The organism is Herbaspirillum frisingense (genome assembly GCF_047325095.1).
Lineage (GTDB): Bacteria > Pseudomonadota > Gammaproteobacteria > Burkholderiales > Burkholderiaceae_D > Herbaspirillum > Herbaspirillum frisingense.
Genome location: NZ_CP168558.1, coordinates 3,739,424 through 3,754,066 on the forward strand (window position 1 = coordinate 3,739,424; position 14,643 = coordinate 3,754,066).

Consider the following 14,643-nt stretch of genomic DNA (forward strand, 5'->3'; position numbering starts at 1 on the left):
CCGGCACAGCGACTATACTGGCGCCCATGATGCTGCGCGCAAAAATCCTCCTGCTCTGGCTGCTGGCGCTGGCGATTCCCCTCCAGGGTTTCGCCGCCGTGCTGCAGGCCTGCGCGCCGGCGATGCAAGCGACACAACATCATGGACAACACCACGCCGGTCAGGCCAGCGCTACTGCCATGACCGCCGAAGCCGCCCCTGCCGACCAGGCTGCACAGCATCACGCCCACCATCACCCGATGGCGCAAACCCTGGCCGATAGCGATCCTGCACCGGCTTCCCCGCATGGCACGCAGCACGCCAACGCCTCCTGCAGCTTCTGCGCCGCCTGCACGGTGGGCGCCATCCTGCCGCTGGCGCTGGCGACCGTTCCCGCGCCCGATCTTCCCTCGCACGACTATCTCGTGCAGCCGGCTTCCGGCTTCGTCGGCTACCTGCCGGAAAACCCCGATCGTCCCCCTGCCCTCGCCTGATCCCGCCCCCCGCACGTCCGCGTGCGCATGAGCTCTGCCCCGTTACGTGTCGCATCCTGCATGCCGCACGACGGATGACGATCATCATCAGACGAGGATTTCATGATCCCCCATGTCTCACGCCCCTTGCGGGCAGCCGCCGTGGCCGCCTGCGCCATGCTGGCCGGCTGCGCGCAGCTCTCGCCCGACGCCGGCTTCGACCGGCTGGCACAGACCAGCACCGAGCGCCTGGGCCAGGCGCCCGCCTGGAACCGCACGCCCGAACAAGGCCAGGCCAGCCAGGACCGTGTCACCCGGCTCTTGCAGGCCAATGGCAGCGCTGGCCCCACGGCCACCCGACTGGCCAGTGCCGATGACGCGGTACAGATCGCCCTGATCAACAACCCCGAACTGCAGGCCGCCTTCGCCGAACTGGGCGTGGCCGAAGCCGATCTGGTCCAGGCCGGGCGCCTGCCCAACCCCGGGTTTTCCTTTGCCCGTACCCATGCCGGCGACGACATCAAGATCGAGCGCAGCCTGTCGCTGGGCCTGATGCGCCTGCTGACCATGCCAGCCACCGCCCGCATCGAACAGCGCCGCTTCGAACAGGTCCGCCTGTCGCTGGCCGCACGCGTGCTGGCGTTGGCCGCACAGACCCGGCAAGCGTATTACCAGGCAGTGGCCGCGCAGCAGGGCCTGACCTACCAGCAGCAGGTCGCCGATGCCGCCGATGCCGCGCATGAACTGGCCGCTCAGATGGCCCGCCTGGGCAACATCAGCAAACTGGACGCCGCCCGCGAACAGTTCTTCTACGGCCAGGCGCAAGCCAGCCTGGAACAGGCCCAGCGCCTGGCCGCGCAGGACAAGGAAACCCTGGCCCGCCTGCTGGGCCTGGCGCCCGACTTCGCCCTGCCGGCGCAACTGCCGGCCCTGCCCGCGCAACTGGATGCCCTGGGCGACGTCGAGCAGCAGGCATTGCAACAGCGCCTGGACGTGCAGGCCGCCCGCACCGAACTGGAAGGCCTGCAAGGCTCGCTGGGCCTGACCCGCGCCACGCGCCTGGTGAACGTGCTGGACCTGGGCGCGCTGCGCACGTCCGAAAGCGGCAAGCCGCCCGAAATCGGCTACGAGATCTCCATCGAGATCCCGCTCTTCGACTGGGGCGAGGCCCGCGTCGCCAAGGCCGAGGCGATCTACCTGCAAGGCGCCCACAAGCTGGCCGGTGCCGTCCTGGACGCCCGCGCCCAGGCGCGCCTGGCCTGGCGCCAACGACAGGATGCCTACGCCCTGGCACGACGCTATCGCGACCAGTTGCTGCCGCTGCGCCAGCGCATCGCCGAAGAAAACCTGCTGCGTTACAACGGCATGCTGCTGAGCGTCTTCGCGCTGCTGGCCGATGCCCGCGAACAGGCCAGCACCGTCAACGCCGCCATCGACGCCCAGCGCGATTTCTGGATCGCCGACGCCGCCCTGCAACTGGCCCTCAACGGCCGCCCCACCCAAGGAACGCAACCATGAACCCGAGCGACAAGGACCGCCGCCACTTCCTGCGCGGCGCCGCCCTGGCCGCCACCGCCGTGACGGCCGGCGCCGTCAGCCGCGTCGGCGCGGCCAACCTGCCCGAAGCCGCGCTGCAGACCAGCGCCGCCACCCAGCCACCACTGCAACCGGCCACTGGCCGCCCCTATCAACCGGTGGTCACGCTCAACGGCTGGACCTTGCCCTGGCGCATGAAGAACGGCGTCAAGGAATTCCACCTGGTGGCCGAACCGGTGGTGCGTGAAATTGCCCCCGGCATGAAAGCCAATCTGTGGGGCTACAACGGCCAGAGCCCCGGCCCCACCATCGAAGTGGTGGAAGGCGACCGGGTACGCATCTTCGTGACCAACAAGTTGCCCGAGGCGACCTCGGTGCACTGGCATGGCCAGCGCCTGCCCAACGGCATGGATGGTGTCTCCGGCCTGACCCAGCCGGCCATCCCGCCGGGCAAGACCTATGTCTATGAATTCACCGCCCGGCGCGCCGGTACCTTCATGTACCACCCGCATGCCGACGAGATGGTGCAGATGGCCATGGGCATGATGGGCTTCTGGGTCACGCATCCCAGGGATCCCGGCCAGATGCGGGTGGACCGCGACTTCGTGTTCCTGATGAATGCCTACGACATCGCACCCGGTGCGGCCGTCCCCAAGGTCAGCACCATGCTGGACTTCAATCTCTGGACCTGGAACAGCCGCGCCTTCCCCGGCATCGACCCGCTGGTGGTGCGGCAGAACGATCGCGTGCGCATCCGCGTGGGCAACCTGACCATGACCAACCATCCCCTGCATCTGCACGGTCACGAATTCAGTGTCACCGGCACCGATGGTGGCTGGGTGCCGCCCGCGGCACGCTGGCCCGAGGTCACCACCGACATCGCCGTGGGCCAGATGCGCGCCATCGAGTTCGACGCCACCGAGGAAGGCGACTGGGCGCTGCACTGTCACAAGGCCCACCACACCATGAACGCCATGGGCCACGACGTCCCGACCATGATCGGAGTGGACCAGTCACGGGTGGTCGAGAAGATCAGCAAGCTCATCCCCGACTACATGGCCATGGGTGACAAGGGTGGCTCCATGGACGGCATGGAGATGCCGTTGCCCGACAACACCTTGCCGATGATGACCGGGACCGGCCCCTACGGCCCCATCGAAATGGGCGGCATGTTCAGCACCGTCAAGGTACGCCGCCACCTGGCCCGCGACGATTACCGCGACCCCGGCTGGTACCGCGCCCCCAGCGGCACGGTCGCCCGCGAATGGCAGGGAGACATGCCCGAGGCCAGGCGCGCGGTCGGCAGCCATACCAAGCCGGCAGCACCGGCCCCGCTGGACGTGGTCAAGCCGGGCGGGCACCACGGCCACTGAGCAAGCTACTGAACCAGCCCACCCAACAACTTCAGCTTTACACCATCAAGAAAGGAAGCATCATGTTACGCACCCTCCTCCTCACCCTGGCTCTCTCGCTGCCCGTGCTGGGCGTCCATGCCCAGGGCACGGCACCCAAGGTCGACGGCGAAATCCGCAAGGTCGATGCCGCTGCCGGCAAGCTCACCATCCGCCACGGCGACATCCCCAACCTGCAGATGTCCGGCATGACCATGGTCTTCAAGGCCGCGCCGGACATCATCGGACGCGCCCATGAAGGCGAGAAGATCAGCTTCACCGCCGACCGCATCGATGGCGCGCTCACCGTCACCTCGCTGGAGAGCCGGAACTGATCGGCACCGACGGGTGCAGGGCGACGAACTGAAGGCGCAATGCCGGATGTAAATTTCGTCGCCCCGAGGGCCATTCCCCTGCGGCGTTGGCGTTATCATCGGTTTTTTTCCATAACAGGCCATCGCGCCGACACAACAGAGGAGACCCGGCATGCCCCAAGTGATCCAGCAAACGCCCTCGGCCTATGGCTATCCACTGCTGATCAAGCAATTGCTGCACAGCGCCCTGTCCACCGCCCCCGACCAGGAAATCATCTACGGCCAGCGCCGCCTCACCTATACCGGCTTCTACCAGCGGGTACAGCGGCTGGCCAATGTGCTCAAGGAAATGGGCGTCCAGGCCGGCAACACCGTGGCCGTGATGGACTGGGACAGCAACCGCTATCTCGAATGCTTCTTCGCCGTACCGATGATGGGATGCGTGCTGCAGACGGTCAACGTGCGCCTGTCGCCGGAGCAGATCGCCTATACCCTCAACCATGCGCAGGCTGACGTGCTGCTGGTCAATTCCGACTTCATGCCGGTGCTCAAGCAGATCCGGGGCGAACTCACCACCCTGACCCGCTGCGTACTGCTCACCGACGACAACACCCCCTGCCCGCGCGGCCCCGGCTTTGCCGGCGAATATGAAGAACTGCTGGCCCAGGCCGAGGCCAGCTACAGCTTCCCCGACTTCAACGAAAACGCCCGCGCCACCACCTTCTACACCACCGGCACCACCGGCCTGCCCAAGGGCGTCTACTTCAGCCACCGGCAACTGGTCCTGCACACCCTGGGCACCACCGCAGGCCTGGCACTGGCCCCGCAGCAAGGCCGCCTGCACCGCGACGACGTCTACATGCCACTGACCCCGATGTTCCACGTCCACGCATGGGGCCTGCCCTATGTCGCGACCATGGCCGGCGTCAAGCAGGTCTACCCTGGCCGCTACGTCCCCGACACCATCTGCCGCCTGATCCGCGAAGAAAAGGTCACCTTCTCGCATTGCGTACCGACCATCCTGCAGATGATCCTGTCATCGGAACAGGCCCGCGAGACCGACCTCACCGGCTGGAAGATGATCATCGGCGGCTCCGCCATGACCGGCGCCCTGGCCAAGGCCGCGCTGGAGCGGGGACTTGACGTCTTCACTGGCTACGGCATGTCCGAGACCTGCCCGGTCCTGACCCTGGCCCAGGTCGCCACTGCCGACCTTGGCAGCGACCGCGAAACCACCCTACGCCTGAAGACCGGCCGCCCGCTGCCCCTGGTGGCCTTACGCACGGTCGATGGAGAGATGAACGACTGCCCGCACGACGGCAAGAGCACGGGAGAAGTCGTCGTCCGCGCCCCCTGGCTGACCCAGGGCTACCTGCACCAGCCCGAAGCCTCGGAAGACCTCTGGCACGGTGGCTGGCTGCACACTCAGGACATTGGCCACATCGACGGCGAAGGCTACCTGCAGGTCACCGACCGCATCAAGGACGTCATCAAGACCGGAGGCGAATGGGTATCGTCACTCCAGATCGAAGACATCATCGCCCGCCACCCCGCCGTCGCCGAAACCGCGGTCATCGGCATCCAGGACGGCAAATGGGGCGAGCGCCCGATCGCCCTGGTGGTATTGAAAAAAGACAGCACAGGCGTGAATGAAGAAGACATCCGCCGCCACGTCATGGCCGCTGCCGAAGCCGGCACCATCTCCCGCTACGGCGTACCTGACCGCGTCCAGTTCGTCACCGAACTGGCCCGCACCAGCGTAGGCAAGCTGAACAAGCGCGTCATGCGCGAGCAGTATCCGGCAACGGGAAAATGAAGAGAAGAAAGCGGGAGCAGTGATTTCACAAAGATGACCAAGAACGCGAGGCCGAAGGCGAGAGTTCAGCGCGAAGCCGAAGGCGAGCAACACACCGCGATGCCGAAGGCGAGCCGGTCACGCTTTCCCCCTTGGGAGCCAGCCGCCGCAGTGAAACAAAAAGTGGATCAGAAAAATAGTGGGAGCGAAGCGACTCTATTTTTCCCACTTTTTGTTTCACTGTGGCGGGAACCCTCCGCAGGAGGGCTGGCTCTTGGGGGCCGTTTTCTTTGCTTACTTTCTTTGGCGGGCCAAAGAAAGTGAGCGGCTGCCGGGCCGCCCCCGGCGCTCCCCTGAGGCCGGAGAGAGAAAAAATTAAGTCAGTGCGCAGAACAGCACACCGTGCAGACTACCCTAGCCCACTCCACAACCCACCTAAAACACAAACCGAAGCACAAAACAAAAACGCCGCCCAGCCCAAGCCAGACGGCGTCCAAGTTCATACAGCAAGAATCAGTTGAAGATCACGGTCTTATGCCCATTGAGCAGAATCCGATGCTCGGTAAACCACTTCACAGCCCGCGCCAACACCACACACTCGATATCGCGCCCGATGGCAGTCAGCGTATCCGGCCCCATCGAATGATCCACCCGCTCCACCCCCTGCTCAATGATCGGACCCTCATCCAGATCACCGGTGACAAAGTGCGCAGTCGCCCCAATCAGCTTCACCCCCCGATCATGGGCCTGATAATAAGGCTTGGCCCCCTTGAAACTCGGCAGGAAGGAATGGTGGATATTGATCGCCCGCCCACGCAAAGCCTCGCACATCTCAGGCGAGAGAATCTGCATATAACGCGCCAGCACCACCAGATCGATCTGGTTCGCATCCACGATCTCCATGATCCGCTGCTCCTGCGCCCGCTTCACCTCAGCCGGCGCACCGGTAGCCAATGGCAGATGATGGAAAGGAATGTTATAGCTCGCCGCCAGCTGATAGAAATCCGTATGGTTCGACACGATCGCCGGAATCTCCACCGGCAGCAGACCACTCTTGTAGCGGAACAGCAGATCGTTCAGACAATGCCCGATCTTGGACACCATCAGCATCACACGCGGCTTCTTGCCCGCATCATGCAACTGCCAGTTCATCTGCAGCGCATCCCCCAGCACGCCGAAATCGGCCCGCAGCGCCGCATCCGACACCGCCGCATCTTCCGAAGAGAAATGCACGCGCATGAAGAAAAGCCGGGATTGCGCATCGCCAAACTGCGCCGAATCGATGATGTTACAGCCGTGATCGGCCAGGAAGCCCGAGACGCGATGCACGATGCCGCGCTGGTCCAGGCAGGACAAGGTAAGGATGTATTCCGGGTGAGCCATGAGAATGTACTGAAAAGCGCCAGCGTCCCCACAGGTAACGCCGGGTTGGCGTCACCACCGGCCTGGCAGGCCGGCTAAAAGGACGAAAGGCGCTATTGTCGCACGGCCGGGCGACGCGGACAAATCCCGCGCCATGGAGAAACGCCGTGCACACGACACGGCGAGCCAATGACACCGAAATCGGCGCAATTGACCGTCAAAGCCCCCAGATGGCGACACAGACAAGCAGGTTTCCAAAAAGAAACCCGGCCACCCCATCGCCCACGCCACTACGCCAGCCCATCCCCGGATGGCGGCCGGTGCGCCGCACCCGCCACCACCCGCAGTGGCTCTCAGGCAGTCTTCTGCAGCAGATCCTTCTGCTCGTGCCCGCCACCGACCTGCAGATCGCCCGCCAACTGGCCACCCTCTTCGATGACCAGCTTGCCGTAGCGGATCTTGCCGGTAACCTTGCCGCTGGAATAGATGACCAGCTTCTGGCGCACCGTCAGGTCGCCGTCGAACTCGCCCCGGATCTCGGCCAGGTCGATCTCGGCCGAGCCCTTGAAGGCGCCACGTTCGGCGATCTGCACCACGCGACAGTTGATGGTGGCCTGCACCTTGCCTTCCACCACCAGGGTGTCGCAGTCCTCGATCTCGCCCTTGACCTTGATATTGGGGCCGACGGTGAGCTTGCTGCCGGTCTCCTCGGTCGCCGCAGGCGCGCTGCCGGTGGTGCTGGACACGGAAGAGGGATACTGATTGGGTTTATTGACGCTGGTCACATTGCCGCCTGTAGAAGAAGAGACGCTATTGCCCGCACTGCTGAACGGGGAGTTGGTCGAGCTGGTTTCGCGTTTGCCGAAGAGGGATTCCGAGCGAAGCATGTGATCTCCTGAAATGGTAGTGCCTGAAGCAAAAAAAATGACACGCGTCATGACGCGCGAAGAAGAGCATGCGCAACAGTGCGCACGCGAACGTAGCGTTGCCCCGGGTGACCGGCTGCAGATATCCGGGGGTTCGGCGGATATCCGGGCAGGTGATCAGCGACAGGACGCCACGCCCACAGGTCGAACCCTCCCGCAGCGATCGTCACGGTCGAGGACCGGGATGCGCCACCTGGAAGCGATGCCGCAGGGCATTGTCCGGGAGGAAACCTGTGCGGTTCGGCAGGATGCCTTTTGCAAAGTTCACGATAATTTTGTAACAGCGAAGAAGCCTTTCTCCGCAAAGAATACAGGGCAAATTATTTATATTTTGAAGCGCCTTGTAACTAAAAAAAATGTAACAGTTGCCTTCAACCCCGCGTCGCCTGCAGGCGACAACCATCCTGCTGCAATCCGCTCTGGACGTGACTCCCAAGGCCATCTACGTTTTTCAAAAAGGGCCTTTCAGAAGAAGCTACGCATCCTAAAAACTTAGTCTTTCGGATGCTCCGCATTCCCTTCCTTTCCCGCTCCACGGGGCCGACACGGACCGTGAAAACCACCCCAATCGCCAGCAGGAAGAGCAAAGAAGAGATCCAGAGACATCCGATACAACACGGAGAAAAAAGCGCCAGGATGTGAGCCGATGTAAGCGATGAAAATGAATGTCATCGCGCCAGCACATCCGGGTCAGCCGATTTATGATGATGTCCTTTGACGATGTGCACGCTGCGCGCCCAGGCATCCGCCTGCCCTGCCGTAGCTGTCCCGCTGCCCTGATCACACCATGAGCCACGAACAGATCCCCTCGCCGGAATCGCTGGATTCCTTTGGCGCCCAACTTTTCCCGGCCCGCCGCGACTCCACCGCAGCACGGGCGGTGGCCACACTGATCGCCGTCATCAGCTGGTTCGCCTTCGTGGCGCAGACCGATATCACCATCGGCCGCCTGCTGGCACGCGGCGGCGGCGTGCTCGATGGGCTGGACCGGCTGACCATGTACCTGACCAACCTCACCATCCTGATGAGCGCGCTGTGCTTTACCTCGCTGGCGTTTTCGCTGAAGACACCCCTGAGCCGCTTCTTCCGGCAGCCTTCGGTGATCTCGGCGGTGGTGGCCTATCTGGCCTTCGTGGGGATTGCGTACAACCTCTTGTTGCGTCATCTATGGACGCCGACGGGTTTTCGTGCGCTGGTCAATGAGAGCCTGCATACGGTGGTGCCGCTGCTGGCCATTGCCTACTGGATCTTCTTCGTGCCGGTGTTCCGGACCTCGCTGCGCAAGTCCCTGCTGTGGCTGGTGTACCCGCTGGGTTACCTGTTGCTCACGCTATGGCGCGGGGCCTTGTCGGGCTTCTATCCCTACCCCTTCATCGACGTCAATGCCCTCGGCTATCCGCGCGTGCTGCTCAACGCCAGCCTGCTGCTGGCCAGCTTCATCGCACTGATGGGCTTGTTCATCGCCGTGAACCGATCCGGCAAACCGGTCCTGCATCGACGATAGTGCAAACCATCACCTACACGATGGGTGCAGTGATGGCCAGCAGCAGCACGAACAACATGGAGACGATGAAGCCGGTGGCAATGAACAGGTATTGAAAAGCTTTGAGCAAAATGATCCCCTCGACGAACTGATCCGCAGCGACCCGGGCGCCACGGCCCATCCCCTGGCCCGTCGCCCTGTCCAGCCCGGTTGCCGGGCCATGCTGCGCGTGGAGCGCAGCCGGATACATCGTGTGATTGTAGAGGCATCCGGTCGTACGCCCGGCATCCTACCCTTTCCTTTACGCAATTTTTCATTGTCTCTTGGTGCAGGTTTCTTCACATTTTTAGCGTGAAACTTGCTCGATCAGGCAAAAGGACACATCCTTGTCATACGGTCGCGCTAAGCTCGCCCCGCAACGCGCCAACCCACAACAATATCCGACAGGAAACTCATCCATGAGCCAGCACGACGACGACATCGCCGGCAGTCAGCCCGCGTCCGAAGATTCCTTAACGACTTCCCCCCATCCCGGCCGCCGCCGCTTCCTGGGCGGCATGGCCGCGCTGGGTGCCGGCAGCGCGCTGGCCGCCTGCGCCACCGAGGGCCAGGGTCCGGGCCCGGTGCCCTACCCCAGCGGCAATCCGGCCGATGCCGCGGCACTGGACCGCGCCCTGCGCGATAACGTCAAGACCGTCGTGGTCATCTACGCCGAAAACCGCAGCTTCAACAATCTCTTCGCCGATTTCCCCGGCCTGGAAAAGCCGCTGTCCTCGGTCAAGGCCTCCGATTACCAGCAACGCGACCGCGACGGCAGCCTGCTCAAGCAATTGCCCCCGGTCTGGAGCGGCGTGGTGATCCAGGAGCAGAGCATCGAAGGCGTGACCTACCCGGCCGGCAAGCAATACCAGAGCGACCTGCCCAATGCGCCCTTCGCGCTCAAGGGACCGCAAGGCGAAGCCCTGCCGCTGGGCCTGGTCACGCGTGACCTGTGGCACGTGTTCTACCAGAACCAGATGCAGATCAACGGCGGCAAGAATGACGGTTTCGTGGCCTGGGCCGACTCCGGTGGCCTGACCATGGGGCATTACGCCGACACCCGCTACAACCTGCGCCTGTGGGACGTGGCACGCGAGTTCGTGCTGTGCGACAACTTCTTCCAGGGCGCCTTCGGCGGCTCCTTCCTGAACCACCAATACCTGATCTGCGCCGCCCCGCCCTACTATCCGGATGTGATGAATTCGGTCTCGCGCACCCAGGTGGCCAAGACCCGCAACAACGATCCGCTCTCGCCGGAACTGGTACCGGCCGAAAACAGCCCCGCCAGCGCCCTGCAAGGGCCGCCCAAGTTCGGCCCCAGCGCGCTCACCCCGGACGGCTACGCGGTCAACACCATGGCCCCGCCCTATTGGCCGACCTGGAGCCGCGACCGCAACAACCCGGCCTATGCCGAACCCAACCAGCCCAGCGTGCTGGTGCCGCAGGTGCACGAACACATCGGCGACAAGCTCAACAAGAAGGGCATCGACTGGGCCTGGTATGCCGGCGCCTGGCAGGCCACGCTGGACGAGTTCAAGGACTCCAAGGGCATTCCCAAGATCCCCAATTTCCAGTACCACCACCAGCCCTTCAACTACTTCAAGAACCTGGGCCCGGACAATCCGGCCGAGCGCAACAAGCGCCTGCGTGATGGTGGCCTGGGCGACGAATCGCGGACCAACCGCTTCCTGGCCGATGTCGAAGCCGGCCGTCTGCCACCGGTGACCTTCTACAAGCCCCAGGGCAACCTCAACCTGCACGCCGGCTATGCCGACATCGCCTCCGGCGACCGTCACATCGCGCACATCATCAAGAGCCTGCAGGCCAGCCCGCAGTGGAAGAACATGGTGGTGGTGATCACCTTCGACGAAAACGGCGGCTGGTGGGATCACGTGGCCCCGCCCAAGGGCGACCGCTGGGGTCCGGGCACCCGCGTACCGGCACTGGTGGTCTCGCCCTTCGCCCGCAAGGGGACGGTGGACCACACCATCTACGACACTGCCTCCATCCTGCGCCTGATCACCCGCACCTTCGGCCTGGAAAAGCTGGACGGTATCAAGCAGCGCGACGACGCCATGATCACGCGCGGCCAGCAGCCCATGGGTGACCTGACCAACGCCCTGCAGTTCAAGGCCTGATCCGCCGCGACTGTTTTTTCGCTGATCGCCGGCAAGTCAACGCCGCCCCAGGGTCCACCTGCGGCGGCGTTGTCGTTCTGGCGGTTCTTGCAGGATTCAGGGGGCTGCCACAACATAAAAAAGAGCCGAGGCAAGCGCCATGCCGAGCTTCGACCATTTATATCATGTTGTGATATATTGCAGGCCTATCCCTTTGCGCTGGCTGGCCTGCACTCGCAGTGAGTCCGGCAGGCAGCGCCCCATCCTGACTCCGGCATGAAACACAAACGCGACTACACCGCCGACCGGCGGCTCCCCTACCTGTGCGCCATCGCACTGCTGATCGGCGCCCTCTCCACCGGCGCTGCCTGGCTGCTGCTGAAGCTCATTGCGCTCTTCACCAACCTGTTCTACTTCCAGCGCCTGTCCTTTGCGGCCAGTTCCCCGGCCTCGCATACGCTGGGCTGGATCGCCGCGCTGCTGCCGGTGGCGGGCGGCCTGATCGTCGGCCTGATGGCCCGTTATGGTAGTGACAAGATCCGCGGCCACGGCATCCCTGAAGCCATCGAGGCCATCCTCTTCGGCAAGAGCCGCATGTCGCCCAGGGTAGCCGTGCTCAAGCCCTTGTCCTCGGGCATCGTCATCGGCAGCGGCGGCCCGTTCGGCGCCGAAGGGCCGATCATCATGACCGGCGGCTCGGTCGGTTCGCTGCTGGGGCAATGGCTGCACCTGACGGCGGCCGAGCGCAAGACCCTGCTGGTGTGCGGCGCCTGCGCGGGCATGACGGCAATCTTCGGCACGCCGCTGGCGGCGGTGTTGCTGGCGGTCGAGCTGCTGCTGTTCGAACTGCGCCCGCGCAGTCTGTTACCGGTGGCGCTGGCCTGCGCGGTGGCCGGCTTCCTGCGGCCCTGGGTACTGGAGGCGGATGTGCTGTTCCCGCTGCAGGTGGCCGCGCCGGCCCCGATGGCCCTGCTCTCCTGCCTGGCCGCCGGCCTGGCCAGTGGCAGCCTGGCGGCGCTGCTGACGCTGGCGCTGTATCGCATCGAGGACGGTTTCCATCGCCTGCCGCTGCACTGGATGTGGTGGCCGGCGCTGGGCGGCATCGCCGTCGGCCTGGGCGGGCTGCTGCAGCCGCGTGCGCTGGGCGTGGGCTATGACGTCATCGCCGACCTGCTGAACCAGCACATCCTGGTCTCGGCGGCAGTAGCGCTGCTGGTGGTCAAGGCGGTGATCTGGTTGCTGGCGCTGGGCTCGGGGACCTCGGGCGGGGTATTGGCGCCGCTGCTGATGATGGGTGCCGGCCTGGGGCTGGTGCTGGCCCCGTGGCTGCCGGGCGGCTCCCCCGGACTGTGGCCGCTGGTGTGCATGGCCGGTGTGCTGGGCAGCGTACTGGGTGCACCGCTTACCGCCATCGTCTTCGCCTTCGGCCTGACCCATGCCAGCAATGCCCTGCTGCCCTTGATCGCCACCACCGCCGTCGCCTATGGGGTCAACGTACTGTGGATGAAACGCTCCATCATGACCGAGAAGATTGCTCGCCGCGGCCTGCACGTGCACCGCGAATACGGCGTCGATCCGCTGGAGCGCGTGCATGTGGAAGACCTGATGTCCGCCCCGCAGACGCTGGATGCGTCCCTGCCGGCCGACGCCGCGCTGGCGCAATGCCGTGCTGGCACCCACGTACATCGCTACTATCCGGTGACCCATGGACGTCAACTGCTGGGCATGCTGGCCCTGCGCACGCTGGAGGCGGCCGACCCGGCCCAGGTCTGCGGCCTGCTGCTGGAACCGGATCGCGGCTATCTGCTGCCGCACCTGAGCGCCCGCACTGCCGCCGGCATGATGGCGCGGCTGGGCGTGGCGCGCCTGCCGGTAGTGGCCGGCCCGGAACGCCGGCAACTGGTGGGGATGCTTTCCCTGTCCGATCTGGCGCGCGCCAGCGCCGCCCATGCGGAGGAAGAATCGGTGCGGGAAAAACTGCTAGGCAACTAGGCTGTATCGGCCTTACAGCACCCCACCGCTGAGCTTGCACATCAGGTTGTCATGCGAGACCAGCACCACGTTGATGCCGGCATTGCCGTTATCCAGGCGGAATTCGCTGTTGCCGTTGGAGAGCGAAATGCTCCGCACTGCCCGCGTCGCCGTTTCGGTGAGCACGGTTTCGCCGGCCATGTTCAGGCAGGTGAGCACGCAACCGGCCCCGGCGGCGCAACTGCGCGTGATGTCACTGGCCACCGGTGTGGGCGCGGCCGTGCCCACGGCTGGCACCGGCACCGGGACGACCGCCGCTGTAGCAGGGGCGGCCTGTGCCTGCGCCGCCACCCAGGGCAAGCTCAGCAAGGAAAACGCCACGAAGGCGCAACAGATGGAGCGGACCATACGCATGGCTTGCCTACCCTTCTCGCAATCAATCAGGCCGCTATTGCATCACAAACAAAAAAAGGGCGCACCTCCTTGCGGAAGCACGCCCAAAAGTCAGCCCCCCTCAGGGCTTCCCGGTAATCCGGTGTGGTGCGACGAAGGCCGCTGCGGTGAACGCAGGCGGCGGTCGTCGTGGCGAAATCAGTAGGTCAAGGTGACGGTGACGGTATCCGAATAGGCACCTGCCAGCGGTGTCTGGGCGGCGGCGATCTGGCCGTACACGGTCAGCGTCTGGGTCAGGCCCGAGCCGGTGCCGGTGGCGGTATCGGTGCCGATGGTCGAGCCCCAGTTGTTGGTGCGGGCTGCATCGCGGTACAGCGCATAGTTCAGGGTACCGCCGCCGGCCGCGCTCATCTTGCGGTTGCTGACGGTGGCGCCGGTGCCGGTACCGGCGTCCAGGCCGACGTTGTAGGCGGTGCCGTTGGTGCAGAGCACGGTGATGGTGCCGGACTGGTTGACCACGCTCTGGGTGTAGGCGCCGAAGGCGATGGCCGAACCGACCACAGTGCAGGCGGCAACCACCGAGGCGCTGATGGTCAGCGTGCCGCTGGCGGTGGCAGCGAAGGAAGCAGGTGCACTGGAAGCCAGCACGACGGCGGCGACGGTGGCGGCAACGAAGCGGTTTTTCTTGGCATTGAACATGTGATCTCTCCCTGATCGCTGCCTGGTCCTCGCCCCTTGCTCGGACTTCGTTGTGCAGCTGGTATGGAGAGAACTTTACGTTTTTGTTGTGGCGCCAAGTATCGGGTGCTTCCTGAGAGCGGCGGGAAAAGGCGTCAGGAATTCCCTGAGTGATGCAGGGAGGTC

At 64.5% G+C, this 14,643-nt stretch carries 13 protein-coding genes; 9 read left to right on the forward strand and 4 right to left on the reverse strand.

Annotated elements, in window-relative coordinates; genetic code table 11:
- Positions 1 to 26: 26 nt before the first annotated feature.
- The 5 genes from ACEOAC_RS17280 to ACEOAC_RS17300 all read left to right on the forward strand — a co-directional run bounded on the left by ACEOAC_RS17280 (position 27) and on the right by ACEOAC_RS17300 (position 5,509).
- Positions 27 to 473 carry a hypothetical protein gene (locus ACEOAC_RS17280; protein WP_413445884.1) on the forward strand — a complete coding sequence of 149 codons (447 nt, stop codon included), beginning with the start codon at positions 27 to 29 and terminating at the stop codon, positions 471 to 473.
- 102 nt (positions 474 to 575) lie between these two features.
- On the forward strand, positions 576 to 1,970 hold the full coding sequence (locus tag ACEOAC_RS17285; protein WP_413628478.1) for a TolC family protein: 1,395 nt from the start codon (positions 576 to 578) through the stop codon (positions 1,968 to 1,970).
- Positions 1,967 to 3,361 carry a multicopper oxidase family protein gene (locus ACEOAC_RS17290; protein WP_413628479.1) on the forward strand — a complete coding sequence of 465 codons (1,395 nt, stop codon included), beginning with the start codon at positions 1,967 to 1,969 and terminating at the stop codon, positions 3,359 to 3,361. Before ACEOAC_RS17285 ends, ACEOAC_RS17290 begins: the two co-directional genes overlap by 4 nt.
- A 62-nt stretch (positions 3,362 to 3,423) precedes the next feature.
- Positions 3,424 to 3,714, forward strand: a complete 291-nt coding sequence (locus ACEOAC_RS17295) for a copper-binding protein (RefSeq protein WP_413445195.1) — start codon at positions 3,424 to 3,426, stop codon at positions 3,712 to 3,714.
- Between the two features lie 151 nt (positions 3,715 to 3,865).
- Entirely contained in the window at positions 3,866 to 5,509 is a 1,644-nt protein-coding gene (locus ACEOAC_RS17300) for a fatty acid--CoA ligase (RefSeq protein ID WP_413445196.1), read from the forward strand.
- Positions 5,510 to 6,001: 492 nt separating this feature from the next.
- Here ACEOAC_RS17300 and purU read toward each other — a convergent pair whose 3' ends face one another.
- Both purU and ACEOAC_RS17310 read right to left on the reverse strand, forming a co-directional pair.
- Positions 6,002 to 6,871 carry a formyltetrahydrofolate deformylase gene (gene purU, locus ACEOAC_RS17305; protein ID WP_077235047.1) on the reverse strand — a complete coding sequence of 290 codons (870 nt, stop codon included), beginning with the start codon at positions 6,869 to 6,871 and terminating at the stop codon, positions 6,002 to 6,004.
- 332 nt (positions 6,872 to 7,203) lie between these two features.
- The gene (locus tag ACEOAC_RS17310; protein ID WP_182994438.1) at positions 7,204 to 7,737 is read right to left on the reverse strand and encodes a bactofilin family protein; all 534 of its coding nucleotides are present in this window, start codon (positions 7,735 to 7,737) and stop codon (positions 7,204 to 7,206) included.
- 223 nt (positions 7,738 to 7,960) lie between these two features.
- Between ACEOAC_RS17310 and ACEOAC_RS17315 the strand changes: the two genes are divergently transcribed.
- The 4 genes from ACEOAC_RS17315 to ACEOAC_RS17330 all read left to right on the forward strand — a co-directional run bounded on the left by ACEOAC_RS17315 (position 7,961) and on the right by ACEOAC_RS17330 (position 13,407).
- A complete protein-coding gene (locus ACEOAC_RS17315; RefSeq protein ID WP_413445197.1) occupies positions 7,961 to 8,272 on the forward strand; it encodes a hypothetical protein in 312 nt (103 codons plus the stop codon).
- Between the two features lie 291 nt (positions 8,273 to 8,563).
- Positions 8,564 to 9,280, forward strand: coding sequence for a Pr6Pr family membrane protein (locus ACEOAC_RS17320; protein WP_413445198.1), 717 nt, complete (start codon positions 8,564 to 8,566; stop codon positions 9,278 to 9,280).
- Between the two features lie 437 nt (positions 9,281 to 9,717).
- Complete coding sequence (locus ACEOAC_RS17325) at positions 9,718 to 11,436, forward strand: acid phosphatase (protein ID WP_241812893.1); 1,719 nt, start codon at positions 9,718 to 9,720, stop codon at positions 11,434 to 11,436.
- Between the two features lie 255 nt (positions 11,437 to 11,691).
- The gene (locus tag ACEOAC_RS17330) at positions 11,692 to 13,407 is read left to right on the forward strand and encodes a chloride channel protein (protein WP_413628480.1); all 1,716 of its coding nucleotides are present in this window, start codon (positions 11,692 to 11,694) and stop codon (positions 13,405 to 13,407) included.
- Between the two features lie 12 nt (positions 13,408 to 13,419).
- Here ACEOAC_RS17330 and ACEOAC_RS17335 read toward each other — a convergent pair whose 3' ends face one another.
- Positions 13,420 to 13,800, reverse strand: coding sequence for a hypothetical protein (locus ACEOAC_RS17335; RefSeq protein WP_139347024.1), 381 nt, complete (start codon positions 13,798 to 13,800; stop codon positions 13,420 to 13,422).
- A gap of 177 nt (positions 13,801 to 13,977) precedes the next feature.
- Positions 13,978 to 14,478 (reverse strand): spore coat U domain-containing protein, encoded by a 501-nt coding sequence (locus ACEOAC_RS17340; protein WP_006462503.1) that lies wholly within the window; start codon positions 14,476 to 14,478, stop codon positions 13,978 to 13,980.
- Positions 14,479 to 14,643 lie beyond the last annotated feature (165 nt).